The 23653-nt window shown below is 60.3% G+C and carries 22 protein-coding genes and 1 pseudogene; 15 read left to right on the plus strand and 8 right to left on the minus strand.

Annotation, left to right across the window (positions count from 1 at the left end):
• Positions 1–1015: 1015 nt before the first annotated feature.
• From HMPREF2781_RS01065 to HMPREF2781_RS12600, 6 genes and pseudogenes are all read left to right on the plus strand, one after another.
• Positions 1016–1651 (plus strand): C40 family peptidase, encoded by a 636-nt coding sequence (locus HMPREF2781_RS01065; protein ID WP_070445698.1) that lies wholly within the window; start codon positions 1016–1018, stop codon positions 1649–1651.
• A 158-nt stretch (positions 1652–1809) separates the two neighbouring features.
• Positions 1810–2883, plus strand: a complete 1074-nt coding sequence (locus HMPREF2781_RS01070) for a C40 family peptidase (protein WP_070643663.1) — start codon at positions 1810–1812, stop codon at positions 2881–2883.
• A 3-nt stretch (positions 2884–2886) separates the two neighbouring features.
• Positions 2887–4050 (plus strand): glycosyltransferase family 4 protein, encoded by a 1164-nt coding sequence (locus HMPREF2781_RS01075; RefSeq protein WP_070643666.1) that lies wholly within the window; start codon positions 2887–2889, stop codon positions 4048–4050.
• A complete protein-coding gene (locus HMPREF2781_RS01080) occupies positions 4043–4999 on the plus strand; it encodes an ROK family protein (RefSeq protein WP_070643669.1) in 957 nt (318 codons plus the stop codon). Before HMPREF2781_RS01075 ends, HMPREF2781_RS01080 begins: the two co-directional genes overlap by 8 nt.
• Before the next feature lie 66 nt (positions 5000–5065).
• Positions 5066–5812: a lysophospholipid acyltransferase family protein gene (locus HMPREF2781_RS01085; protein ID WP_070643671.1), complete on the plus strand. Its 747-nt coding sequence runs from the start codon at positions 5066–5068 to the stop codon at positions 5810–5812.
• Between the two features lie 54 nt (positions 5813–5866).
• Positions 5867–6055, plus strand: a pseudogene (locus HMPREF2781_RS12600) (hypothetical protein); the annotation flags it as partial.
• A gap of 256 nt (positions 6056–6311) precedes the next feature.
• On the opposite strand, the gene HMPREF2781_RS12100 reads toward HMPREF2781_RS12600, so the two are convergent.
• On the minus strand, positions 6312–7574 hold the full coding sequence (locus tag HMPREF2781_RS12100) for a glycosyltransferase family 87 protein (RefSeq protein ID WP_246821745.1): 1263 nt from the start codon (positions 7572–7574) through the stop codon (positions 6312–6314).
• A gap of 61 nt (positions 7575–7635) precedes the next feature.
• On the opposite strand from HMPREF2781_RS12100, the gene HMPREF2781_RS01105 reads away from it, so the two are divergent.
• Together HMPREF2781_RS01105 and HMPREF2781_RS01110 are read left to right on the plus strand one after the other, a co-directional pair.
• On the plus strand, positions 7636–8142 hold the full coding sequence (locus tag HMPREF2781_RS01105; protein WP_070445233.1) for a polyadenylate-specific 3'-exoribonuclease AS: 507 nt from the start codon (positions 7636–7638) through the stop codon (positions 8140–8142).
• A 73-nt stretch (positions 8143–8215) separates the two neighbouring features.
• Complete coding sequence (locus HMPREF2781_RS01110; RefSeq protein WP_070445234.1) at positions 8216–9604, plus strand: class II 3-deoxy-7-phosphoheptulonate synthase; 1389 nt, start codon at positions 8216–8218, stop codon at positions 9602–9604.
• A gap of 12 nt (positions 9605–9616) precedes the next feature.
• Here the strand turns inward: HMPREF2781_RS01110 and HMPREF2781_RS01115 are convergent, their stop codons facing one another.
• Positions 9617–10867, minus strand: a complete 1251-nt coding sequence (locus tag HMPREF2781_RS01115) for a protein kinase domain-containing protein (RefSeq protein ID WP_070445237.1) — start codon at positions 10865–10867, stop codon at positions 9617–9619.
• A gap of 50 nt (positions 10868–10917) precedes the next feature.
• Between HMPREF2781_RS01115 and HMPREF2781_RS01120 the strand changes: the two genes are divergently transcribed.
• Positions 10918–11316, plus strand: coding sequence for an Rv2175c family DNA-binding protein (locus HMPREF2781_RS01120; RefSeq protein WP_070445241.1), 399 nt, complete (start codon positions 10918–10920; stop codon positions 11314–11316).
• On the opposite strand, the gene HMPREF2781_RS01125 is transcribed toward HMPREF2781_RS01120, so the two are convergent.
• From HMPREF2781_RS01125 to HMPREF2781_RS01135, 3 genes are read right to left on the minus strand one after another with little or no spacing between them, the layout of a single operon-like run.
• Positions 11285–12823, minus strand: a complete 1539-nt coding sequence (locus HMPREF2781_RS01125; protein ID WP_070643677.1) for an alpha-(1->6)-mannopyranosyltransferase A — start codon at positions 12821–12823, stop codon at positions 11285–11287. The two genes, HMPREF2781_RS01120 and HMPREF2781_RS01125, sit on opposite strands and share 32 nt — an antisense overlap.
• Position 12824: 1 nt before the next feature.
• Positions 12825–13916: a polyprenyl synthetase family protein gene (locus HMPREF2781_RS01130; RefSeq protein ID WP_070445246.1), complete on the minus strand. Its 1092-nt coding sequence runs from the start codon at positions 13914–13916 to the stop codon at positions 12825–12827.
• A gap of 43 nt (positions 13917–13959) precedes the next feature.
• Complete coding sequence (locus HMPREF2781_RS01135; RefSeq protein WP_070643680.1) at positions 13960–14532, minus strand: GNAT family N-acetyltransferase; 573 nt, start codon at positions 14530–14532, stop codon at positions 13960–13962.
• 263 nt (positions 14533–14795) lie between these two features.
• On the opposite strand from HMPREF2781_RS01135, the gene HMPREF2781_RS01140 reads away from it, so the two are divergent.
• Positions 14796–15239, plus strand: a complete 444-nt coding sequence (locus HMPREF2781_RS01140) for an SAV_6107 family HEPN domain-containing protein (protein ID WP_070643682.1) — start codon at positions 14796–14798, stop codon at positions 15237–15239.
• Between the two features lie 152 nt (positions 15240–15391).
• Positions 15392–15799, plus strand: a complete 408-nt coding sequence (locus HMPREF2781_RS01145) for a DUF3040 domain-containing protein (protein ID WP_070643685.1) — start codon at positions 15392–15394, stop codon at positions 15797–15799.
• Positions 15800–15910: 111 nt separating this feature from the next.
• Here HMPREF2781_RS01145 and HMPREF2781_RS01150 read toward each other — a convergent pair whose 3' ends face one another.
• The 3 genes from HMPREF2781_RS01150 to HMPREF2781_RS01160 are packed head-to-tail and all read right to left on the minus strand — an operon-like array spanning position 15911 to position 18383.
• Entirely contained in the window at positions 15911–16513 is a 603-nt protein-coding gene (locus HMPREF2781_RS01150) for a TetR/AcrR family transcriptional regulator (RefSeq protein WP_070445258.1), read from the minus strand.
• A 35-nt stretch (positions 16514–16548) separates the two neighbouring features.
• Complete coding sequence (locus tag HMPREF2781_RS01155; RefSeq protein WP_070643688.1) at positions 16549–17238, minus strand: ABC transporter ATP-binding protein; 690 nt, start codon at positions 17236–17238, stop codon at positions 16549–16551.
• Positions 17235–18383, minus strand: coding sequence for an ABC transporter permease (locus tag HMPREF2781_RS01160; protein ID WP_070643691.1), 1149 nt, complete (start codon positions 18381–18383; stop codon positions 17235–17237). The genes HMPREF2781_RS01155 and HMPREF2781_RS01160 overlap by 4 nt, the downstream gene beginning before the upstream one ends.
• Before the next feature lie 523 nt (positions 18384–18906).
• Between HMPREF2781_RS01160 and mraZ the strand changes: the two genes are divergently transcribed.
• The 4 genes from mraZ (at position 18907) to HMPREF2781_RS01180 (ending at position 23588) form a co-directional block, all read left to right on the plus strand.
• Positions 18907–19341 carry a division/cell wall cluster transcriptional repressor MraZ gene (mraZ, locus tag HMPREF2781_RS01165; RefSeq protein WP_010190539.1) on the plus strand — a complete coding sequence of 145 codons (435 nt, stop codon included), beginning with the start codon at positions 18907–18909 and terminating at the stop codon, positions 19339–19341.
• Positions 19342–19514: 173 nt separating this feature from the next.
• Positions 19515–20558, plus strand: coding sequence for a 16S rRNA (cytosine(1402)-N(4))-methyltransferase RsmH (gene rsmH, locus HMPREF2781_RS01170; RefSeq protein WP_070445266.1), 1044 nt, complete (start codon positions 19515–19517; stop codon positions 20556–20558).
• Positions 20555–21391 carry a cell division protein FtsL gene (locus HMPREF2781_RS01175; protein WP_070445269.1) on the plus strand — a complete coding sequence of 279 codons (837 nt, stop codon included), beginning with the start codon at positions 20555–20557 and terminating at the stop codon, positions 21389–21391. The genes rsmH and HMPREF2781_RS01175 overlap by 4 nt, the downstream gene beginning before the upstream one ends.
• Before the next feature lie 328 nt (positions 21392–21719).
• On the plus strand, positions 21720–23588 hold the full coding sequence (locus tag HMPREF2781_RS01180) for a peptidoglycan D,D-transpeptidase FtsI family protein (RefSeq protein ID WP_070445273.1): 1869 nt from the start codon (positions 21720–21722) through the stop codon (positions 23586–23588).
• Positions 23589–23653 lie beyond the last annotated feature (65 nt).

Genomic DNA, 23653 nt, shown 5'->3' on the forward strand with positions numbered 1-23653 from the left:
TAGAGCGTGACCTATATTGAGCAGTGAGTCTCGTCCATGCGATGGACGGGACGCTTTCTCATTCTTGCCGCTTATGCGGGCCATTGAGCCCTTTTGCATTCCCTAATCTGTTCTTTCGGCGATACCGTCGCTCGAGATTGAGCGCTCGGCGTCGGCCGGAAGTACTTCAAGGGAAGAGGTAGGGGCAATTGCTGAGTCAAGCGGCAAGTCCCAGCGTTCATGATTCTCTTCGGCTTCGCGCGTCCTTAGTAGTTGATTTCAAACAGTGCGCTAGTTCTCCCCTGGCCGGAATCGCTGCGTTGAGCGTCGTGCGTGACTAGTCAGTCCGCTTCCCGTGCTTCTCTCTATATATGGCTACTGTTGCATCAGCGTTGTTCGCTAGTGATGGTAGGCGGAATGCGTGCGGGCCTGGGAGGGCGGATTTCCTTCTGCGATTAGTGTCGTTTGAAGCTCGGATGAGAGTTGGTGGTGGGGCAAATGGGGCTTTTGTTAAAGCGCATTACGGCGGTGTGACGAAGGTTACACAGCCAGTTTTGTGGAGCTTTTCTGTTGGCGTAGTGTGGCAATGGTCTAGGGGGCGGCGCGTGTTCCTGAGGCTCTGATATCGCTGCTCAGGGCAAGCTTCCGGCGATAGTTATTGTGCATTGGAGTGGAAGAATTGTGCACTATGTCGTTTAGGTTGCCATTTGATAACAGGACGGTAACGGAGTCGGTTTTGCGTTTCTGACTCGACATTGCTTGTGATGGTTTCGTAACCTATTCGAGACATTGAGTTACCGACACGGTGTACACATCACCGGTGCTCAATACGAACTGAAGATTTAAGCGCCGCGTCTGGCCCCTCCTAAAAATTCGGGGGCCGAGTGGAGATGGCTCTACAGGAATGGGTCATCGTCGAACACTAGGCCCGTCCCTTGGGTCAGAGCTTTCATCCGCGTTGCAGAGAAGATAGACACAAGATTTGTCCTCTTGGCGGAGAAAAGTAGGCGCGCAGGAAGATTTGGAGTTTAAATTCGTGGCTAAGCACCGTCGTCAGGGCAACCTGAACACCCGTCGCATTGCATCCACCGCTGCTATCGCAGCAACCGCAGCGGTTGTCACCCCGGCAGCCGCCAACGCCGCCGAGGTTGTCGTCCCGAACACCGACATCCGCTTCGACGTTGCCGGCCTGGAGAGCGTCCCGAACATTCAGCAGCTGCCGAACGTTGACCGCTACATCCCGGCTTTCAAGGCTAACCAGGGTGGCGGCTACGCCGCTGCTGTTGAGACCCCGGCCGCCGCAGCCCCGGCCCCGGCACCGTCCCAGTCTGTTGGTGAGAAGGTGCTCGCAGCCGCTCGTTCCGCAATCGGTTCCCCGTACGTCTACGGTGCTAATGGTCCGAGCGCCTTCGATTGCTCTGGTCTGACATCCTGGGCCTACCAGCAGGCTGGCGTGTCCATCCCGCGCACCTCCCAGGCGCAGGCTTCCGCCGGTACCCCGGTGTCCCTCGATGCGCTGCAGCCGGGCGACATCATCGTGTACTACTCCGGTGCATCCCACGTCGGCATCTACGCTGGCAATGGCACCATCATTGACGCTCTGAACTCCGGCACCCCGGTGGGCGAGCGCTCCCTGCACTACATGCCGATTCACTCCGCAGTTCGCTTCTAAGCGCGCCGGGTAGTCTTTTCAACCCCTTCCGCTGTTCTTGCCATGTTGATGGTGAGGGTAGGGAAGGGGCTCGGCTATTCTTGTAGCCGTTATGTTTTTGCTCGACTGAGGGTATGATCCAGTCAGCTATTAACCTTCTCTAAGTTTCGGGGGTACCCATGTCGCGTCGTGGCCTTGCGTGTGCGGTCGCTGCACTTGCCTTGAGCACCGTTCCAGTAGCCGTCCTTTCACCATCGGCTATGTCCCAGGAGGTTTCTCCGGAGCAGCAAGAAAGCACCCCGCAAGCGCAGGAGCCTGAAGATCTCCCTGGCCTCATTGAGCGTATGGCGGACGTCGCCCAGCGCGTGTCTGCCAAGGGTGAAGAGGTCAAGGGGCTTGAGGATGAGCTCGCCGAGTCGGAGAAGGCCATTGAAGAGTTGGACCGCAAGGCCGAGGAAGCGCACCGCAGTTCCGAGGACGCCTCCGCGGCGGTAGCTGCGCAACAGGAACGCATCGATGCGCTCGCGCAAAAGCGTTATCGCAGGAATGCTGCATCGACCTCAGTTTCGGCTGCTCTTAACGCCAATGACGTCGCCAGCGCGGTCGAGCGCATGGGCTACCTGGGCGCGTTGTCCAAGGCTGCGAAACGTGAAGAAGTTGCGATGGTAGCTGCCTCTGCCGCCGCAGATGATGCGCACCAGGAAGCTGTCGATGCTGCCGCGGAAGCCCGCCGCAAGCGTGATGAATTGCAGGAACAGCGGGATACTGTTCTCAAGGAAAAGGCCGAGCTGGAGGAACAACAGAAGGAACTAGAAGTCACCGTTGATGGCCTCAGCCCCGAAGCGCGGGAGGCGTGGATCCAGCACTTCGGCGGGTCTTCCGGTCTTGACTTAGCCGCGTTGGCTGATGGCTCTGGCTCCGCCGCCGTCGAGGCCGCTCTTACCCGCATCGGCGCTCCCTATGGGTGGGGTGCTACCGGTCCCGATGCCTTTGACTGTTCGGGTCTCATGGTGTGGAGCTACCAACAGATGGGCAAGAGCATTCCACGTACCTCCCAGGCGCAGCTTGCCGGTGGCACTCCAGTGCCGATGGATCAGCTGCAGCCAGGGGACATCGTGGGCTACTATCCCGGCGTGACCCACGTGGGAATGTATATCGGGGATGGCCAAGTGGTTCACGCCTCCACCTATGGTGTGCCCGTGGCCGTGGTGCCGCTTAATTCCATGCCCGTTCAAGGCGCCGTTCGTTACTAGGTTATGGCGCGCACCCTCCTCGTCACCAATGACTTCCCGCCTACTATTGGCGGGATTCAGTCCTATCTTCGAGATTTTCTAGCCACCCTCAACCCGCAGGATGTCGTGGTCTTCGCCTCGACTCAAGATAGTGACGCTGCCGCGGAGTATGACGCGACGCTGCCCTATACCGTGGTCCGCTGGCCACGCAGCATCATGTTGCCGACGCCCGCCACAGCTCGTCGTATGCAGCAGCTCATTCGTGAAAACAACATTGGGACAGTCTGGTTTGGTGCTGCAGCTCCGCTGGCGCTTATGGCGCCGTCCGCGCGTGCGGCTGGGGCAAGCCGCATTGTGGCAACGACGCACGGGCATGAGGTGGGGTGGTCCATGCTTCCCTTGGCGCGGCAAGCCTTGCGCAGAATCGGTCAGAATGCCGATGTTATCACGTATATCTCTGAGTACACGCGCAACAGGCTCGAGCCCGCGTTCGGCACGCGTGCCCAGTGGGTGCACCTGCCCTCGGCGGTCAACCTAGAGGATTTCACCCCGGCTACTACGGAAGAGAAACAAGCAGCACGGGAGCACTTCGGGCTAGGCCCAGGCCCGGTCATCGTCTGTATCTCCCGCCTGGTCCCGCGGAAAGGCCAAGACCAGCTGCTGCGCGCAATGCCGGAAGTGCGCGCGCGAATTCCAGATGCCCAGTTGCTCATCATCGGGCGCGGTCGTTATGAGTCGACTGTGCGTGAGCTTGCGCGCCTGTACTGCCCGGACGCCTTGGTGCAGGAAGCACGGGATACGGCGGAATTGAGGATGGCGCTACACGCCGCCGACGTGTTTGCCATGCCGGCGCGCACCCGGGGTGGCGGCCTCGACGTCGAAGGCCTGGGAATTGTCTACCTAGAGGCGCAGGCGGCGGGCCTACCAGTCGTTGCAGGGGATTCCGGCGGTGCGCCGGAGACAGTAACGCCGGAGACGGGCATAGTTGTGCGCGGTTCCTCGGTGCCGGAGCTTGAGCTAGCGTTGTGCACGCTGCTTGGCGACGTCCCCGGAGCCCACCGTATGGGGGAAGCTGGACGGCGCCACGTGGAAGAGCATTGGACGTGGGAGATTATGGGCGCACGATTGCGTGAGGTTCTTGAATGTGATCGTGGGCAGGACGCGGTATATCCTACTAGTCATGCTTGAACACTTTCCCTCCGCTGAAGGCGGCCACGCTGGCCTCACCATCGGGTTCGATATCGGTGGAACCAACCTGCGTGCTGCGGTGATTGATCCCTCCGGAGAGATTGTGGATTCGCTGAGTGTGCCCACCGCCACGGATGCGCAAACACTCGAAGATGACATCGTGCGCTGCGTAGACAATCTGGCCGCATCCCATGACATCGAGGCCGTGGGGCTTGCTCTCGCAGGCTTTTTGGATCCCGAGTGTGAAGTCGTTCGTTTCGCACCGCATTTGCCGTGGCGTGATGCCCCAGTACGCGAGATCCTCAGCAACCGTATGGACATCCCGGTTCGCCTAGAACACGATGCTAACTCGGCTGCTTGGGGGGAATGGCGCTTCGGTGCTGGACGGGGTGCGAAGGACTGGGTCTTTTTTGCCGTGGGAACCGGCATTGGTGCCACGCTTTTTACTAACGGCACAATCTACCGAGGAGCTTTCGGTACCGCACCAGAGTTTGGGCACCTTGTCGTGTCACCGGGTGGGCGCCTGTGCTCCTGCGGCAAGCGTGGTTGCCTCGAGCGTTACGCCTCCGGCACCGCATTGCCGGATACCTGCGAGGAATTGCGCGGCGACTATGATACCGCCCTTCCGCTAAACCCCTCCGGCGAGGAGATCACCGCTGCGGCTCGACAAGGTGATCCACTGGGATTGGCCGTCATGGAGAACTTCGGCCAGTGGCTCGGGCAGGGGTTGTCCATGGTGGCAGATGTGCTCGATCCAGAGCTGATTGTAATCGGCGGCGGGGTGTCCCAGGACGCGGATCTTTACCTAGATCAAGCGCGGGAGTCCATGGCTAGCCAGATTGTCGGGGCCGGTCACAGGCCCCTGGCCCGAGTCGCAACCGCGAAGTTGGGTTCGGCGGCAGGTATGATCGGAGTCGCTGATCTCGCCCGCCAGGAGCACCGAGGTTAACACCGCACATTTTTCTTTCACCGGGCAGCACTGCCTGTTCGGCACATACAGATAGGACTATAAGCGATGCGAAACAAGTGGTACTGGGCCTTCAAGCACATCTTTTTCGGCCCGGCCCTTCGAGTGTGGAACCGCCCATGGTCCGAAGGAATGGATCGCATCCCGGAGTCCGGACCGGCTATCTTGGCCTCCTCCCACCAAGCGGTGATGGATTCCTTCTACTTCCCGCTTCTGTGCCCGCGGCAGATTACCTTCTTGGCAAAGAGCGAGTATTTCACTACCCCCGGCTTCGTCGGCCGCATGCAAAAGTGGTTCTTTAGCTCGGTCGGGCAGGTGCCGATTGACCGCGTCAACAAGGACGCTAGTGACGCGATGCTGGCGAGCGCGGAACGCATTATTGGCCGCGGAGATCTTTTTGGCATCTACCCGGAGGGAACTCGCTCACCTGATGGGCGTATCTACAAGGGGCGCACCGGCATGGCGCGCATCGCGCTGACCACGGGTGAAAAGGTCATTCCGATCGCCATGATCAATACCCGGAAGGCCAACCCGATCGGTTCGTGGATTCCGCGCCCAGTTCGCGTCGGCATGCGCGTGGGAGAGCCCATCGACCCCCGAGCATGGGCCGCTGGGCGTAACCTCGACCCGCAAGATCACGCCACCGCTCGTGCCTTTACGGATTACGTGATGAAGCAACTCTCGGAATTGACGGGCGAACCTTATGTCGACGTGTACGCTTCCGATGTCAAGGCTTCCTTGCAAGCCGGACACGGCTACCCGGAAGGGGCCGAGCCCGGTTCGGAGGCGCGGTAATCAGTGACTTCCTCCCCCAAACAGCGATTAGCCTGACCCGATGTAGCAAAGGGGATCTCCATCTTGGGCGTCGTGCTGTTGCACATCACGCTCACGGTTCCAGAATCCAAGGACACGTGGCTGGCTGCCTTCAACGTGTGGCTGGACCCCTTGCGTTTGCCTTTGTTCTTTTTGGTGAGCGGCTTCTTCGCACAAAAGGTGTTTCGCTTCAGCTTCGCAGAGCTTTTCACGCTCCGCCTATTTCCGGGATGCCATTGCTGCATTCACCTCCGCCATCGAGGCACCGTTTAAGGGAACGTGGGATCATCGTAGCTTCTGGGCATATTCCGGGATGATCGTGGCCTATGCCATCGGATTTTTCACCCGCCGCGCGTGGGATAACTACTCAGCGCCTGACCGTTCTTTATGGCTACCCCATGGCGCTCCACCCGCGGGAGGTCACCCTGGCGGGTCAATGGCCACTGGAAAATACTTGGTTCTGGCTCAGCATGTGCGTGCTCTATTGCGCTGTTGCGTCCTTGGCCCTATGGGCCCTAGGCAAGGTACCCGTCTTGGGCTGGGCGCTGACCCCACCGCCGATTGGAGCCAGTCGGCGGAAGAAGGAACCTTCCTCCAAAGGTGTGAGCTTGAGCCAGCAGCTCAACGCAACGAGGAATACGACAAGCAAGAAGTAGTCATTGCCCGGAATCTGCTGCCACCACGACCACGTCAGTTCGAGTTGCTCACCGTGGGGGACAAGCCAGTGACCGCGGGCTAGAAGAACTAGCCATGTGAGGCTGGCAATGAACCAGCGGCGGCGGGCAGTCAGATACACCGCCGCCAAGCACAGCCACGTGAAGTGGTGCGACCACGAGACAGGTGAACACAGCAGCGCTGCCGACGAGGCTAGCAGCAGAAGCTCAATCTGTGAGGATGTGCGCTCCATGACCCACCACAACGTCGCCACGATGAGGAGGCACCCGACTATCCAGAGGGCTGTTGCTTGCTCAGGGATGACGCGGCTGAGCAGGCCCCGGAGGGATTGGTTGCTGGAGTAGGTCAGTGTGCCGATACGGGAGGAATCCCGGATGGTATCGCTCCAATACACCGTGGAGCTTGCCGGTGAAGCGAAGTGGCCCACCACGCCGCAGACCGTAAAGGAACCTAGGGCCGTAGTGAAAGCACGCCACTCGCGGCGGATGACAAAGACCGCAAGGAAGACCGCCGGGGTCAGTTTGATAGCCATAGCCACGCCGCTAAGGGCCCCACGCCACGGGCTCCGCGAGTTCAGCAGCAGGCAATCGACAACGACCATCGCTGTCAACAGGAGATTGACTTGGCCGAAGCTGAGAGTATCGATAACGGGCTCGCACAGCAGACACACACAGAGCGCCCACGAAGACCACCAGCCGGGCCTGTGAGTGGTGCAACTCCGAGAAAGGACGGCGTAGAGGCAGCCCCAGAGCGCTGCCACCGATGCCGCAGTGAGGAGAAGTGAGAGTAGCCACAGCGGTATCCACGACACCGTGGCAAAGAGCACTGCGGCAAAAGGCGGGTACGTAAAGGGCAGTGAGACGCCGTTGTCGAGTACATAGCTTTGCGTGTAGAGATTCTCTCCGCGCAGCAGCGCGCGCCCTCCTTCGCGATATACATCGAGGTCAACGTGGTAATAGGGAAGCGCGGAGCCGCCGCTGAATAACGCTGCAGGCTGGATAATCCACGGTAGGGCTGCCAGCCCAGCGATTATCAGGGGGAGAAAGGGAGAGGAAAGGGCTTTCTTCACGCAGCTGAGTATAGGCCCCCAGTGGCAAGGCAGCTCTAGGCGGCAGACTAGGATACGGGACGTGCGCTACTTCTACGACACCGAATTCATTGAGGACGGATCGACCATCGAGCTGGTCTCCATCGGTATTGTCGGGGAAGACGGAAGCGAGTACTACGCGGTGTCCACAGATTTCGACCCCGCGAAGGCTAATGCGTGGGTGCGGGAGAACGTCTTGGATAAATTGCCAAGCCCCGCAGACCCAGTTTGGAAATCACGTGAGACCATCCGCGAAGAGCTCTTGAAATTCTTGGGCCGGCATTCCACGCCCATTGAGCTGTGGGCTTGGGTAGGAGCCTATGACCATGTGGTCCTCGCACAACTGTGGGGAGACATGGCTAGCCTGCCCAAGGGGATGCCGCGCTATACCCGCGAACTGAAGCAGTATTGGGAGTTTGCTGGCCGCCCTAAGCTGCCTCCAGTACCCAATGGCAACCATGATGCGTTGGTCGACGCCCGCCATAATCTGGCTAAGTTTCGAGTCTGCGAGCAGCAATTGCCGCTGACTAGGGGCAACCGCGTGCATTAATCGTGAATTAATACCGCGGCCGAAAAGTCCATTAACTAACGCGTGACAGGCCCAAGATGGTTAAATACTGGGTGTGAGTTGGACAGTAGATATTCCCAAAGAAGTGCTTCCTGATCTGCCGCCGCTGCCGGAGGGGATCAATGAGAAGTTCCAAGACGCCATTTCCCGCGAGGCAAAACAGCAGCCGAGCTGGGATCAGCTGCAGGCTGATAACGTGCGCAAGATTCTTGAATCCGTACCGCCTATCGTCGTGGCCCCGGAAGTTGAGGATCTCAAGCGCAAGCTTGCCGACGTCGCCTTGGGCAAAGCCTTCCTCCTCCAGGGTGGCGATTGCGCCGAGACCTTCGAATCCAACACTGAGCCGCACATCCGCGGCAACATCAAGACGCTGCTACAGATGGCCGTGGTGTTGACCTACGGCGCGTCCACTCCGGTAGTAAAGCTGGGACGTATCGCCGGCCAGTACGCGAAGCCGCGCTCCTCTGATCTGGACGCGAACGGCTTGTACAACTACCGCGGTGACATCGTTAACGGCGTGGAAGCTAACGAAGAGTCCCGCCGCCACGATCCTGCCCGCATGATTCGCGCCTACGCGAACTCCTCGGCGGCAATGAACCTGGTCCGGGCGCTGACCCACTCCGGAACCGCAGACCTGTACCGCCTCCACGAGTGGAACCGCGAATTCGTGGCTAACTCCCCGGCGGGTGCGCGCTACCAGGCGCTGGCGGATGAGATTGAGAACGGCCTGGCCTTCATGAACGCCTGTGGGGTTTCGGACGAGACCCTGCGCTCGGCGGAGATTTACTGCTCCCACGAGGCGTTGTTGAAGGACTACGAGCGTTCCATGCTCCGACTGGGCACGGATCTCAACGGCGAAACCAAGCTTTATGACTTGTCTGCACACCAGCTGTGGATTGGTGAGCGTACCCGTGGTCTTGAGGACTTCCACGTGGCCTTTGCTTCTATCATCGGCAACCCCGTGGGCATCAAGCTTGGCCCTGGCGTGACGCCGGAGCAGGCAGTGGAATACGCGGAGAAGCTTGACCCGAACCGTGAGCCGGGCCGCCTCACCATGATTGCCCGTATGGGCCACGATAAGGTGCGCTCCGTGCTGCCCCCGATCATCAAGGCAGTGGAGGACTCCGGCCACAAGGTTGTGTGGCAGTCCGATCCTATGCACGGAAATACCTTCACGGCATCGAACGGTTACAAGACCCGCCACTTCGACAAGATCGTCGACGAGGTCCAAGGCTTCTTCGAGGTCCACCGTGAACTGGGCACCCACCCGGGCGGCGTGCACCTGGAGTTCACCGGTGAGGACGTCACCGAGTGCCTTGGCGGCGCTGAGGACATCACGGATGTGGATCTGCCGGGCCGCTACGAGTCCGCCGTGGACCCGCGCCTAAACACCCAGCAATCGCTGGAGCTGTCTTTCCTTATCGCTGAGATGCTGCGCAACTAGGAGCTGCGCAGGCTAATACGGCCTCCAGAGAATCGGCCACGTGCCGTATTCTCCGGAGCCGAACCACCAAGCCGCCACGGCGACGGCCAAGGTGGCGAGGCCGACGAGGACGAGGAAGCCAATGAGGGCTATCGCGCTGCGGTTGCTCAAGGGCCGTTCTTCCGGCTCTTCCTCGGCCCCGGCTGGAGGAACGGGGGCAGAAGGCTCCGGTACCGCAGGGGAGGGTGCCGGGGGCTCGACAGGCTCGGCTGGCGGGAAGAAGGCGTCGTTGCGCGGCTCTACCCGGGTTTCCCGCGTTGGGGGCTGGGGTGCAGGGATAGCTGAGGTCGCTTCAAAGACCCGGGTATTATCCGTGCCCGAAAAATCCGTTGGCACGGCAGCAGTACGTGCGGCAGCTGAGTTCCGCGGAATCGGCACAGTGAACTTCGGGAGCTGTAGCTCGCGGGAGACATCATCCAAAGCATCGAGGAATTCGCCGGCATCCGCAAACCTTTCGGCTGGCTGGCGTGCAGTGGCGGTGGCCACGAGGGCGTCGAAAAGCATGGGTACCCCCTCGATGCGGGAGGAGGGCGCCACCACATCCTCGTGCACGCGCGCGGTGGCGTGCGCCAGCGGGGTATCGCCGTGGAAGGGGACTGTGCCGGTCAAGAGTTCAAAGAGCACGATTCCCGCGGAGTACACGTCGGAGGCCGGCGTGATGTCCGCGCCAGTGACCTGCTCGGGGGAGAGGTAGCTGACGGTACCGACGATCTGGCCGGAGCTATCGTGCTCCGCCTTGGCGGAGCGAACCAGACCGAAATCACCGACCTTGACGCGGTGGCTATCCGTGATCAGAACATTGTCCGGCTTGATATCTCGGTGCACGAGGCCGGCATGGTGGACTTCGGTGAGCCCGGCCAGCACGGAGTGCATGACGCCGGCTGCGGCATGCGGCGGCATGGGTCCGCGTTCCGCAAGGAGCTCGCGCAAGGTACCTCCGGTGATGAGCTCCATGATGAGATAAATGGGTAATCCATCCGCGGAAAAGTCATGTACGGCGACGAGATTGGGGTGGCTCAGCTGCGCCATCGCGCGTGCTTCGCGTTCGAAGCGGGTGACGAAGACGGGGTCATCGTGATAGCGCTCATCCATCACCTTGGCCGCCACTGCGCGACCCAAACGCATGTCAACGCAGCGATACACGGTGGACATGCCGCCGCGAGCGATCGGCTGATCGATGCGGTAGCGTCCCTCAAGAATGTCGCCCACGTTCAGCCTTGTCATGGATTCCAGTATGGCTGATCGGCGCCCCAAAGTGTGATCCGGCTACAGTTGTGTCCGTGACTAAGTCTGAGAAAAACACCGAGAATCCGCACCCAGAACTGCCGCAGCTCCTCGCCGGGGAAAAGCTGCTGACGCTGAAGGAGGTCGCTGAAAGGCTCGATCTCCCGATCACGCGTGTCTTCGATCTTCTCAATGCGCGCAAGTTCATTGTGTGGCGCAATGCCGAGGGAGAGCGCCTCGTTCCGGAAGCATTCTTCAACGCCAAAGGCGTCATTTCCAAGCATGTGTCTGGAGTGATTACGGTCCTCTCCGACAACGGGTGGGGCGATAACGAGATTCTGGCGCACCTATTTACCGAAGATGATTCTTTGCCAGGCCGCCCCATTGACGCGCTGCACGGGCACCTGGCGCGCGAGGTTATTCGGCGCGCACAGGCTTCGGCTTTTTAGAACCCTCATCGGGCTTCGGGGCCGCGGTGGTGCGTGGAACACCATCGAAAATCCATTGCGTTGCTGACCAAGCTACGACCACCATGGCGATATCCCAGAACCAGTTATAAAGCTGGTGGTTCCCGTCGCCGGCAAAGGCGACGCCGATGAAAATAGCCACGCCGGTGGTGAGCTTGATCAAGGGCAATGGCGGGCGGAACGTTCCCATGAGCGTGAGCACGGAGGCGTAGTACCAGGGCAGCGTCACAGAGTTGAAGACGAATGCCACCTGGTAGGCGGCGGCCGTGGCGGCGATAGCCCGGCGCACGCCCATGCGACCCCACCACCATACGAGGACGAGGCCGAGGATCATGAGGATCATCGCAGCCGAGCGCAGCGCGGTGAGCACACCGTTATAGGTGGTATCGGGGGAGAAGACCTGGATGAGCGGCACGAGGATGTCAGCCAGCAGGGTAGGGCCAGCTAGAGGGTTGATGACCTTGGAATTGCCGCTGATCTGTGACAGCCAGCCCCACGAGCTTCCCGACACCCACGTAATCGCCGCCACCGCCAGTGCGACCTCCACCACGGCAAGGAAGCCGGACAGGAGGAAGACTCCGAAGCGCTTGATGGGCTTCGTCCCCTTTGGGGCCCAGTGGTGCAGCATGAGCCACACGATAAAAGGTGCGGCGAAGACAGCGGTGGCCTTGAGGGAGACTGCCACACCGACGAGAAGGAGGCTGACATGGAACTTGTGGTGCACTGCAGCAAGCAAGCCCAGCGATACTAAACCCACCATGACTGATTCGTTGTGCATTCCACCGATGAGGTGCAAGAGCATCACTGGATTCGCCACGCCCAACCAGAGCGCGAGGGCAGGATCGCCTCCGATGCTTCGGGCTAGCCGTGGAATTGACCAGGCGATAGCTGCAAAACCCAGGACCGAAATTGCCTTGTAAACGATGATGCCCGCGGCGACGTTTTCTCCTACCAGGTGGGTTACACCATTGCCCATCCACAGATGCAAGGGGCCATAAGGGGTGGTGGTGTTGCGCCAGTCGTGGGAGACCTCCAAGAGGAAGGGACCAGGGTTCACCGCCGCGCCTTCGACATAAGGGTCGAAGCCATCACGCACCATCGCACCTTGCATGAGATAGGAATACACATCGCGAGAAGCCAGCGGTGCCGCACACAACAAAGGGGCAACCCAGCACAGCAGCATCCGACGAATATCGGACAGCGCGCCGTCTGGTTGTGGGTTCTTCAACTGCGGGGCAATGAAGTAGCGGCCGGCTAAAACCCATGCGGCAACCAAACCGAAAAGGCCAACCCAATAGAGGACCATGCCGATGTTGCGGCCATGGCCATAAGCCAGAAAGCCGATATTGAGCGCCTCAAGGAATCCACCGCGATTGCGGGTAGCGCCACCGGAGAAAGAGGCAAGCGCCAGCACGACAGCGGCGATGATGCCCAAAGGCAGGGGATGGGGAATGCGCAGGGGCACGCGCGTGGTTGTGGGACGAGCCATGCTACATCCGGCGGGCCGTGGACTTGTGAGCCAGCTCTTCCAGAGTCTTCGTAACCTCGGGGGAAACCTGAGCATTGTGAAGGTGGTCAAGGCCCGAGCGCGTGAGATCGTTGATGCGCTGCTCGACGACATCCGGTGCACCCGAATCCGCAATGATCTGCGCCATGCGGGCAATCTCTGCGGGATCCTCTGTCTGACCGATGAGGCGACGCAATTCCGCAGCCGCGGCGGGATCGGAGGCATCCGCGCGCTGCAGTGCCAAGGACAAGAGGACTGTGCGCTTGCCCTCGCGCAAATCATCACCGGCCGGCTTGCCGGTCACGGCGGGGTCACCGAAGACCCCCAACAAATCATCGCGCAGCTGGAAGGCGACCCCGATGTCTTGGCCGTAGCCGCGGAAAGCAGCGACGAGCTTTTCGGGGGCGCCGGCTATGGCTGCGCCCAAGTGCAGGGGGCGCTCAATGGTGTAGGCGGCGGTCTTGAAACGGTTGACGGAATCAGCCAACGTGGCGTCCTCAGAACCTTCCGCTTCGAGGCAGATATCCAGCATCTGCCCGCCGATTACCTCGCGGCGCATAGCGCGCCAAGGGGCGCGGGCACGCGCGAGTGCCTCAGGGCTCAGGCCGGAGTCTTGGAGCATGTCTTCCGCCCAGACCAGAGCCATGTCACCCACGAGGATGGCAAGGGACTGGCCGAAGAAATCAGCATCGCCGTGGAAGCCGAGTTCGCGATGGCGGGCTGCTACGCCACGGTGAACGGTTGGGTTACCGCGCCGAGTATCGGAGGCATCCACGATGTCATCGTGGATCAGGGCGCAGGCTTGGATGAACTCCAAGGATGTGGCTGCGCGGAGCATGGCCTGCGGGGACTCCGACCCTTCCAGCCCGCGTGCGCCGATAAAACCTGCCCATGCGTAGAGGGGACGGATGCGCTTGCCGCCATCCAGCACGAAGGATTCCAAATAGGAAATCGCGTTGGTTACCGGAGCGCCGATGGATGCGATGGCATCACGCTGGCGGTCTAGAAAAAGCGCGAGCTCCTCGCGTACGGCTGCGGGAATTTCGTCCAAGGAAGGTATCTGCGGTGTAGTCACGCTTGCCACTTTACCTGGGCAGGTTCAGGGCTAAGGCGCCAGGTTAAGTGGTGTCGGTTGGCGCGAGCGGCACAGTAGATTGCAGGATTGCGAAGGGGCGGGAATCAGCGGGGTAATGGAGGTCGCGCAGGAAATCGCCAAAGCCCATCTTGCGGTAGAGCCCAAAGGCGGAGTTGGCTTCATGAGGAACTTCTGGTGTGGAGAGCAAAATATAGCGAGCGGGAAGATTCCAGGCTAAGGCTTCTAGTAGTGCGCGGCCCAGGCCGTGGCCTTGTTTCGCGGGGAGCACGTGGATTTCTGCCAGCTCGAAGTAATTGTGGAGAATCTCTTCTTGCTCTGGGGTAGGGCCGCCGCAGGCGGCGAGTGCACGGCGGAGCTGTTTATCCCACCAGGTATCGGGGGTGCCTAGGAAGCCGTAGGCAAAGCCGGCGATGCCATATTCATCGGTGGCCACAACGCAGGAAAACCCTGGGCGTATGAGATCTGCGCGCCATCGTGAGATGGACCCCTCGCGCACCGAGGGGTTGTAGTCCATCGCTGCAATGTAGATATCTACCAAGTGCGGGAGGGCAATGGCGAACTCTTGGGGGCTTAAGCGGCGCAGCGTGTAACTCACATGTCTAATAACAACAGATTCTCGCGGTATGTGAAAGCACTCGGGGAAACTTCCATCAAGCGTCGTGGTGTGCGTGTTCGAAAACATTCGAAATGATGCTTTAAAACCATTGTTTAATTCGAACACGTGCTCTAAAATTGGAGGTGGATGTAGGAAGGTGGTTTTAAGGTGAATCGCAACAACGAACAACAGCAGACAATCAACAGCATCAACGGCACAGTCTTTATCGACAAACTGAGGAAGAAGCCCAAGGGGGAGAGGACATGGCACAGGTAATCTCAGCAACAGCGGCGGCCCGCAGCCGGAACCGTGAGGCTATGCAGCGGGTGCAGCGAGACCGTTTTGTGAACCAAGCACTAGACCTCTTAGCGGATGCGCGGAGAAGCGCAGCGGAGGGAAGCTTTACGGATGCATTGGAAATGGCTTACCGCGCCTCGCTACGTGCAGCCGGGGCACGCGTGGCGGCGTCCACGGTGTCGCGCCGCCGGCGCTTGCCTACTTCCGCCTGGGAGCAGGTGGCTCTCATTGGCCTGGCTGATGCGCAGTGGGCAGAGGAGTTTAAGGAGTACTCCCGTGTGCGCTCACGTGTGGCCTCTGGGCTAGATCCGGTCCCTGAGCCGGATTCGGTTTATCAGTACTTAGCGCTTGCCGCACGTTATGTGGATGCGACTGAGTCCGAGCTGGGCTTCGGGGTAATGGCGGCCTAAGACTGGGGCCGGGGTCATAGGCCGTGAGGGGTAGTGTGGCCAAATTATGGACTGTCTTTGTGGGAACTATCTCGCTATCCTTGACGTTATAGAGGTAGTAATCCACATTCCCAGTATTACTACCTAAACCCCAACCCATTACGGAGGACGCTGTGGCCCTTTCTGAGCACGAACAGCAAGCGCTGCGTGAAATTGAACAGTCGTTGCTGGCCAATGATCCTGATTTTGGCGCGTCTGTGTCCGGTGAAACTTCTTTCGGCGGAAACTCGGGTGCCCTCACCCTCCGCGGCGTGGCCTTGATTGTTGTTGGCCTCTGCATGATGGTGGGCGGTATCGCGTTGGCTCAGCAATCTCTGTGGTTTGTCAGCCTCTCCGTCCTTGGCTTCCTCGTTATGTTCGGCTCCGGTGTCTGGATGCTGCGCGGAAAGTCTGAAGATTCTCTGGTTGCAGTCGGCACGCATGCCCCTGCGCGCGGGCACAACAAGCAATCCAAGAAGGGCGGCAGCGGCGTTGGAAACCGCCTGGAAGACAATTTCCGCCGTCGCTTTGAAGAACGCTAGGCCCCAAATAAGGCGCTCATGGGCGTTGTATAGATAGCTGTACTCTCGCCCCGCAGCCCTCCGCGTTAATTCGCGGAGGGCTGCTTTGCTCTTAGCTGTTCTTAGTCGGTTTTATCTGTCCTGGTCTGCTCTCATCCGCGGAGGAGGGTGGGGCACAATGGCATCGGCCATTGCATAGAGAGTCTGTGTCGCGCTATCGAGCTGCTCCGGAGAGCGCTCCGCTAGCTCCGAAGCCCGAAGGATGGCTGCGTTGAGCAGCGAAATGTCTACCGCGGAAATACCGGGACAGAACGCATCAACGATGGAGGCGAAGCCGTCATGAGAGCGTTGCACTTCCTCGTCAGCAAAAGCTCGGGGGAAGTGTTGAGCGGCAGTCATCAAATGACCGTGAGCCCCATGAACAAAGAGCTCGAGTGTGGCGTCCACATAGGCGCGGAGGCGTTTCGTGGGTTCAGGGGGAGCCACCTTCATGGCGGCCTCGAGCTGTTCATTCCACAACTGTGTGGCCTGGATGAGAAGCTGCACCAGTAAATCGTGTTGAGAAGACACATATCGATAGACACTGGGGCGAGCAAGCCCAACCTCCGCAGCTACCTCGGCCAAGGTCGGTACCGCACCACGGTTGTTGATGATCAACCTTTCGGCAGCCTCCAACACCGCGCGGTGCTGGACGGCGCGGTGCTCGGCTACTGTCGTTTCAGTGATCTTCGGCATGCGCGTAATTCTACGTTAAGCTGCGCATTCTTTTCCTACTCTGACGCTGGGGCTGAGGCAGGCGTCAAGCGGCCGTCGACCATCTCATAGACCTTGTCGCAGTGCTCAAGGACTTCATAGTCGTGAGTGACCATAATGCCAGCGACGTTAAAGTCGTGGCATTCTTTTGCCAACAGCGCCACGATCTCTTGGGAGCGTGCGCGATCAAGGGCGGCAGTGGGTTCGTCGACAAGCAGCACTTGGGGATCGCCCACGAGCGCGCGGGCGATGCCGACACGCTGGCGCTCACCGCCGGACAAGCTTCCTGGACGGTGCTTCGACCGATGCTTCATACCGACCTTGTCGAGCAGCTCAGCACTGGAGTAGCGCCCAGTCTTGCCGATGACCTTGGCGGCCAGCTCGATTTGTCCCTCCGCGGTCAGCGCGGAGGGAAGGTTACCTGTGGACTGGAAGACGAAGCCGATGTGGTTGCGACGAATCTCGGCCAGTTGGGCGCCGCTCAGCGGCACGATATCTTCACCTGCGACTAGGACCTTGCCGGAATCGGGTGTTGTCAGCGCGCCCGCAACGGCGAGCAGTGTGGACTTTCCAGAGCCGGATGGGCCAACCACGGCTACGAATTCACCGGGATCGATGCTGAGATTGACGGAATCGAGTGCCTTAACTTGCGAGTCGCCATCGGTGTAGCTGACGGTGACGTCGTGTAGTTCTAAAGCTGGGCTCATCGGTTTTCTCCTAGGGCAGCGAGGGGGTTGGTTCGGGTAACGCGGACGACGGCGATGAAGGCACCGAGCAATCCAGCGACGAAGAGGATGAGGCCGCCACTGATGACAGAGCTGAATTCGGTGGCATAAGGCATCGCGGTCTGCTCCAAGAGGCTGCCTAAGCCGACGGCCACCAGCGCGCCCGCCAGGATGGACAAGACAAGGATGACTACAGCTTGGCCGAGGCTATCGCGCAACAGGAAGCCCTTGGTGGCGCCCATCGCGCGAAGAGTGGCGATATTGCCTGCCCGCTGGATGGTCCAGACGAGGAAGAAAGCACCAGTGACGAGCGCGGCGATGACGTAGAGGAACCACGTAATCATGGACAGGGTCATCATCTCAGCGGTGTAGCCGGGGGAGGAGTCGAAGCTTTCCTTGAGGGTGCGCACATCGAGTCCGGACTGCTCTGTGAGGGCTTCGGTGTCGGGTTTGTCTGTAGTGCGGGCGGCGATAACGGAAGCCTCTTCATAGGCGTCCGGGTTGACGGCTTCACCGTGGCGCCCGCCGGCATGGATCTCCTGCCAGATATCCAAAGGCAGGTAGGCCACGTCCACGTGACCGAAGGTGCGCTGGTTATCGCTAAAGCCGATGACATTGAGAGGGATATCCAGGCGGTCAAGGGTGATCGTGTCACCGACTTCGATGCCCTCATCCTGCAGGGTGGAGGAGACGATGATGTCGTGCTTGGTGTTGCTGGGTTGGCCGTCGACCCGCGTGGTGTCGATGGCGGGGAGCCCAGCTGGAGCGAGGAAGGAATCGGGTTTTACTCCCAAGAGGGTCAAATCCACTGCCGTGCCCTCTTGGTTATGGGCATTGGCAATGGTCAGGCCCAAAGGGGCGGCCTGGTCTACGCCATCGAGGTGGGCGAAGGATTCGGCTGCGGAGGCATCAATTACGGAGCGGGTGAAGGCGGAGTCCTTTTGGGTGCCGTCGGCGAAGGCGACGACGTCGCTGTCCATGGCCTTCAGTCCGGAGACTCCGTCGTTGACCAAACCTGCGGTGAGGCCGGAGATGATGACGACGAGCATGGACATCAGGGCGAGGACAACGCCCATGAGGAGGAAGCGGGTACGCGCGAAGAGCATCTCGCGCCAAGCTAGATACATGGTGGATCTTCCTAGTGGGTGGGAATCTGTTGGAATGCCATCCCCGTCAAATGTGAGATAGCAACAATGTGTTTCTAACATAGGAACGTGGCGTTTCTAAAAATGCTGTCGCGAGAAACGGCTTCCTGGGCAGTTTCCCTAAATTCCCCACTTTCCCCCACTGGCCCCGTGTAGGCCGGTGAGGCGGTGGAGTGTGAGGTGCTTGGCCGCGGGGTAATGCGCGTATAAACCGCAGGATCGTGTGAATGTGGGGGAGAAATCTCCCTAAAGGGGTGAAAGATGCAGGTGTGAATAAGGGTGTGAAGTGCGCACTTAGGGGGTGTGTCAAGAGTGTGCTGGGAAAACTTCCCACCGAAAAAACTCCCGTCTAGCTGCATGTTTTCCGTGACACGCGGGGAAGAGGGGAGTTAAAGGTGTGGGCGGTGGGGGAAAGTGGGGTAGAGTGGGGCGCAGCGGAGGAGAGTTGTTCTCTTGTCGCGAGAGGAATCCGGAGTTTTCGAGTGGCAGGAAGGTGGACCCGGGGATGTTTCTCGGTACCTACACTCCCAAGCTCGATGACAAAGGTCGGCTCACGCTTCCAGCGAAGTTTCGTGAAGAACTGGCCGGTGGCCTCATGGTCACCAAGGGTCAGGACCATTCGCTTGCGGTATACCCGCGGGAGGAATTCGCGGCACGAGCTAGGAAGGCGGCGGCTGTGTCACGCACCAACCCGGACGCGCGTGCGTTCATCCGTAACTTGGCAGCGAGTGCGGACGAGCAGCGCCCCGATGGGCACGGGCGTATCACGCTGTCAGCAGGCCACCGTGAGTACGCAAACCTGACAAAGGAATGCGTGGTCGTGGGGTCGGTCGACTTCCTCGAAATCTGGGATGCAGCCGCGTGGGCTGAATACCAGGCGCAAACTGAAGACGCTTACTCGGCGGCAGACGCCGATGACGTACTTGCTGGGCTGCTCTAAAGCTTCCCCGGCACACCAAGAGTGCGTGTACGGACTCTGCCCGAGGAGGATGAGCTGGTGTACTTCCCCGACATCAGAACCCTTCCTCGGACAGGGCCCTATACGCACTCGCTTTTTATCGAGAACATCAGACCGCAGCATTAAGCGCCTGAACGGAAAGGGGGACAGCAACTGTGGAGCACGACGGCACCATAAACTACGACGTGAGCGAGAACCACGGCCATGTCCCCGTCATGCGTGCTCGCATGGCCCAGTTGCTTGCCCCAGCTGTCGAGGCGGCAGGGGAGAATGCCGTCATCGTTGACGGTACCTTGGGCGCGGGTGGTCACAGCGAATATTTTCTCACCGCCTTTCCCTCCGTGCGCATCATTGGCGTGGACCGTGACTCTGCTTCGTTGAGCAGTGCTTCTCGACGTCTCCGCCCCTTCGCCGACCGTTTCGTGGGCGTCAACGCGCGTTTCGATGAGGTGGGCAGTGCTATCGCGGATGGGGAAGACGAGATCTTTTCCATCGCGCGGGAGCACGGCATAGCCGGGGCGCTATTTGATCTGGGTGTGTCCTCCATGCAGCTGGATCAGGTCGATCGCGGTTTTGCGTACAAGACTGACGCCCCGCTGGATATGCGCATGGACCCTCGCCAGGGAACGACCGCCGCCGACATTCTCAATACTTATAGTCACGGCGACTTGGCTCGCATCTTAAAGACCTATGGCGATGAGCGTTTCGCCGGCAAAATCGCATCCGCGGTTCTGCGGGAAAGGGAAAAGGAGCCTTTTAGCAACTCCGCGCGCTTAGTCGACTTGTTGTACGCCACCATCCCCGCAGCAACGCGCCGCACTGGTGGCCACCCGGCGAAGCGAACCTTTCAGGCACTGCGCGTTGAGGTTAACCGTGAGCTTGAGGCTATTGAGCAGGTTATCCCTGTGATTACGGATGCCTTGTCCATTGGCGGACGTGCGGTGTTTATGAGCTACCAGTCGCTCGAAGATCGCATTGTCAAGCATGCTTTCACCAAGCTCAGCACCTCGACCACTCCAGCGGGCCTGCCCATGGATTTGCCCGGGACCGCGGCGCATTATTCCGTGGTGACGCGTGGTGCGGAGAAGGCGAGCCAGGAAGAGATTGCGGAGAACCCGCGTGCGGCATCCGTCCGTGTACGCGCGCTCGAACGCCTTGAGGGGACACCGTCTTTTCATGAACCGGGAGGTAGGCCATGACGCTGAGAGACCGTACCGCACAGGCAACGCACCGCCGCGACCACGAGAGGACCCACACCATGGGCGCAAGCCGCGATTTCACCACTGGAGCCGATGCCACGGGCCAGGGAACCGCGCTGCTTGAACGGGGGCGTCGTACCACCCCGCTGCCGAGCCGCACCCCGCACCGCGGCACCGTTCCTACTCGCCGCGTTGGCTCCGGCCTGCGGGGAAGCCGCCTTGGCTCGAAGCAGGTCGTAAGCAATCGTGGGCGTCGTGTCGCACAGCCCACGCGGGTTAACGGCCTCTTCGCGCGCCTGTCCTTCACCGCCATTGCTCTGCTGATTACGGGTGTGGCCGCAGCCATGTGGCTGTCGGGCTTGTCTACGTCCCAGACCTTCAAGATTCAGGAGCTCACCGCCCAAGAATCCACGCTGGATAACCAGCTGGAAACCCTGAACCGAGACTTGGAAAACGTTCGTTCGGCCTCGGATGTCGCTCGCCGCGCCCACGAAGCCAAGATGGGCATTCCGGTCCAGCCGGGCGTTGTGGAGGTTGGCGCAGACGGCAACATCGAGCACAAGCGCGAGGCAACCCCGGATATGGAATCAGTCATCGATGTCAACGGTGAGCCGGTCCGCCCGGGGCAGGCTTCCAGTGACCCGAATGCGACGGCCAACATGTCCGACAACCTCAACGCCCGCCCGACGCTCAGCGAGCGCAACCGCGAAGGCGGAGGTGCCGCTACCACGGACGCGCATTCGGAGGATAGCCCCGAAGGCGGCCAGCCAGGGGAGGCGAGCGTTGAGCTGCCGGATATTCCGGCCCAGGCTCCCTATGCGGCGCGGGGATAGAATCCCCCTCCCGCTTCGCGCGTGCCTGCGTGGGCAGGCGGCGATAATAGGGCACAATTCGGGATGAGACTGTCTTTACCCCGCGCCAAGCGTGGGGCAAGACATTCAGCTGTTTACTTACCTACCCTCGCTGCAGACAGAAAGGTGACGTGTGACCCCACCACACTCCGGTGGCCGGCGCCCGAGGCGGGCTCCCGCCGCCCGTGCCGCTCAGCCACGCGGCGCCTCTCACCAACCACGGCAGCGCTACGACGCCGACCGCGTCGTTCCCGCGACCCGCTCCCGGAATCCACGTACCGGCAAGCCTTTCCTGAGTCAGCAAAAGACGATGCGCCAGCGCGTTCACGTCATTGCGGCGGTGATGCTCGTCATCATGCTGGCCTGGATGGGGCGCCTCGCCTGGGTGCAGATTGTATGGGGTCCAGACCTGGCAGCGAAGGCAGCAGCGCAGCGAACCCGCGTGTACGTCGACACCGCCGGACGGGGTGAGATCCTTGCACGCGATGGCCAACGTTTGGCCTACACCATGCGTGCTCGGTCATTGACCGTCTCACCGACTCGCCTGCGCGATGAGCTTCGTGAGCAGGAAGAGCAGAAGGCCACCGGGGAGGCCGAGTTTGAGTCCTTGGCTCCCGACGCGAAGAATTCCTACCTAGACAACAAAGTGACCGAGCGGCTCACCGAAATGTCGGAGGGGATTCCGAGCAAGCTGAAGGAGGCCGGAATCGATGCCGGCGACGTGGAACCGGAGCAGATTATGGACAAGCTCCGTGCCGACACCCAGTATGAGGTCCTCGTGCGCAATGTCGACCCAGATGTCGCGGTAGCTATTTCCGAGGAATACCACGGCCTTGCCGCCGATGAGCAGCAAATCCGCCAGTACCCCAACGGTGCTATCGCGGAGAACGTTATCGGCAAGGTGTCCATGGACGGCCAAGGCCAGTTTGGTTTCGAAGCCTCCGGTGATACCACCCTCACGGGTATTGATGGCAGCTCCACCGAAGACGTTTCGGCTAATGGCCAGGTGATTCCCGGTAGCCTCCGTGATCAGGTGCCCACCACTGACGGCAAAAATGTCACATTGACGCTGGATCTTGATTTGCAGACCTACGTGCAGCAGAAGCTGGAAAAGGCAAAGGCTAACTCGAAGGCGAAAAGCGCTGAGGCGGTCGTGCTGGATGCCGCTACCGGACAGGTCTTAGCCATGGCGAATACTGGTACGGTTGATCCGAACAAGGACATCGAAAAGCAGCTCCAGAAGGACAAAACCTTCGACAACCTGGCGGTCTCGCACCCCTTCGAGCCCGGCTCGGTGGCGAAGATTATTACTGCCGCCGCGACCATCGAGGAGGGTCTGACTGACCCGGATGAAGTTCTGCAGGTGCCCGGCTCCATCGACATGGCCGGCGTGACTGTTAATGATGCTTGGCCGCACGGCGTTGAGCCTTATACCACGACAGGCGTCTTCGGTAAGTCCTCGAACGTCGGAACGCTGATGTTGGCGGATCGACTTGGCCAAGATAAATACGCCGACTACCTGAAGAAGTTCGGACTCGGGCAGACCTCCGGAATCGAGCTGCCCAACGAGTCCCCGGGACTGGTTCCCGATCGTTCGCAGTGGTCCGGCGGTACCTTCGCTAACCTGCCCATCGGCCAGGGCCAGTCATGGACTGCCCTGCAGCTGGCGTCTGTTTACCAGGCCCTCGCCAACGACGGCGAGCGCATCGAGCCGCGCATCATTGATTCGATCACCGCGCCGGACGGGACGAAGGAAGAGCTGGAGGAGCCCGAGACCACCCGCGTGGTCAGCGCCGAAACCGCACGCACCGTCGTCGACATGTTCCGAGCGGTCTTCCAGGATGATCCGCAGGGCCTGAACAACGGTACCGCCGGCAACGCCAACATCGAGGGCTATCAGCTCTCCGGCAAGACCGGTACCGCGCAGAAAGTCGATGAGGACACTGGGGCTTATTCCAATTCCAAATACTGGATCACGTTTGCGGGCATTGCGCCTGCCGATGATCCCCGCTTCGTCGTCGCCGTCATGCTCGATGAGCCGGAATCCGGTGTCAACGACGATGGATCCGGCGGCCAATCAGCGGCCCCTGTTTTCAGCGATATCGCATCCTGGCTCCTTGACCGCGACAATATCCCGCCCTCCCCGCCAGCACCGCAACTGACTTTGCGCGCCGAGTAGTCAGCTCTCACACCGAAAAGCACATATCGAAAACCTAGAGACAGAGAAACAGAGAAGAGGAATCA

This window comes from Corynebacterium sp. HMSC062A03 (genome assembly GCF_001811145.1).
Taxonomy (GTDB): Bacteria; Actinomycetota; Actinomycetes; order Mycobacteriales; family Mycobacteriaceae; genus Corynebacterium; species Corynebacterium aurimucosum.

Excerpts from the sequence above, each read along its gene's own strand:
- HMPREF2781_RS01085 (WP_070643671.1), top strand. The coding sequence starts at position 5,066 with ATGCGAAACAAGTGGTACTGGGCCTTCAAGCACATCTTTTTCGGCCCG.
- HMPREF2781_RS01155 (WP_070643688.1), bottom strand. The coding sequence starts at position 17,238 with ATGAGCCCAGCTTTAGAACTACACGACGTCACCGTCAGCTACACCGAT.
- HMPREF2781_RS01125 (WP_070643677.1), bottom strand. The coding sequence starts at position 12,823 with ATGGCTCGTCCCACAACCACGCGCGTGCCCCTGCGCATTCCCCATCCC.
- HMPREF2781_RS01080 (WP_070643669.1), top strand. The coding sequence starts at position 4,043 with ATGCTTGAACACTTTCCCTCCGCTGAAGGCGGCCACGCTGGCCTCACC.
- HMPREF2781_RS01075 (WP_070643666.1), top strand. The coding sequence starts at position 2,887 with ATGGCGCGCACCCTCCTCGTCACCAATGACTTCCCGCCTACTATTGGC.
- HMPREF2781_RS01115 (WP_070445237.1), bottom strand. The coding sequence starts at position 10,867 with ATGACAAGGCTGAACGTGGGCGACATTCTTGAGGGACGCTACCGCATC.
- mraZ (WP_010190539.1), top strand. The coding sequence starts at position 18,907 with ATGTTTCTCGGTACCTACACTCCCAAGCTCGATGACAAAGGTCGGCTC.
- HMPREF2781_RS01175 (WP_070445269.1), top strand. The coding sequence starts at position 20,555 with ATGACGCTGAGAGACCGTACCGCACAGGCAACGCACCGCCGCGACCAC.
- HMPREF2781_RS01160 (WP_070643691.1), bottom strand. The coding sequence starts at position 18,383 with ATGTATCTAGCTTGGCGCGAGATGCTCTTCGCGCGTACCCGCTTCCTC.
- HMPREF2781_RS01180 (WP_070445273.1), top strand. The coding sequence starts at position 21,720 with ATGCGCCAGCGCGTTCACGTCATTGCGGCGGTGATGCTCGTCATCATG.
- HMPREF2781_RS01070 (WP_070643663.1), top strand. The coding sequence starts at position 1,810 with ATGTCGCGTCGTGGCCTTGCGTGTGCGGTCGCTGCACTTGCCTTGAGC.
- HMPREF2781_RS01140 (WP_070643682.1), top strand. The coding sequence starts at position 14,796 with ATGGCACAGGTAATCTCAGCAACAGCGGCGGCCCGCAGCCGGAACCGT.
- HMPREF2781_RS01150 (WP_070445258.1), bottom strand. The coding sequence starts at position 16,513 with ATGCCGAAGATCACTGAAACGACAGTAGCCGAGCACCGCGCCGTCCAG.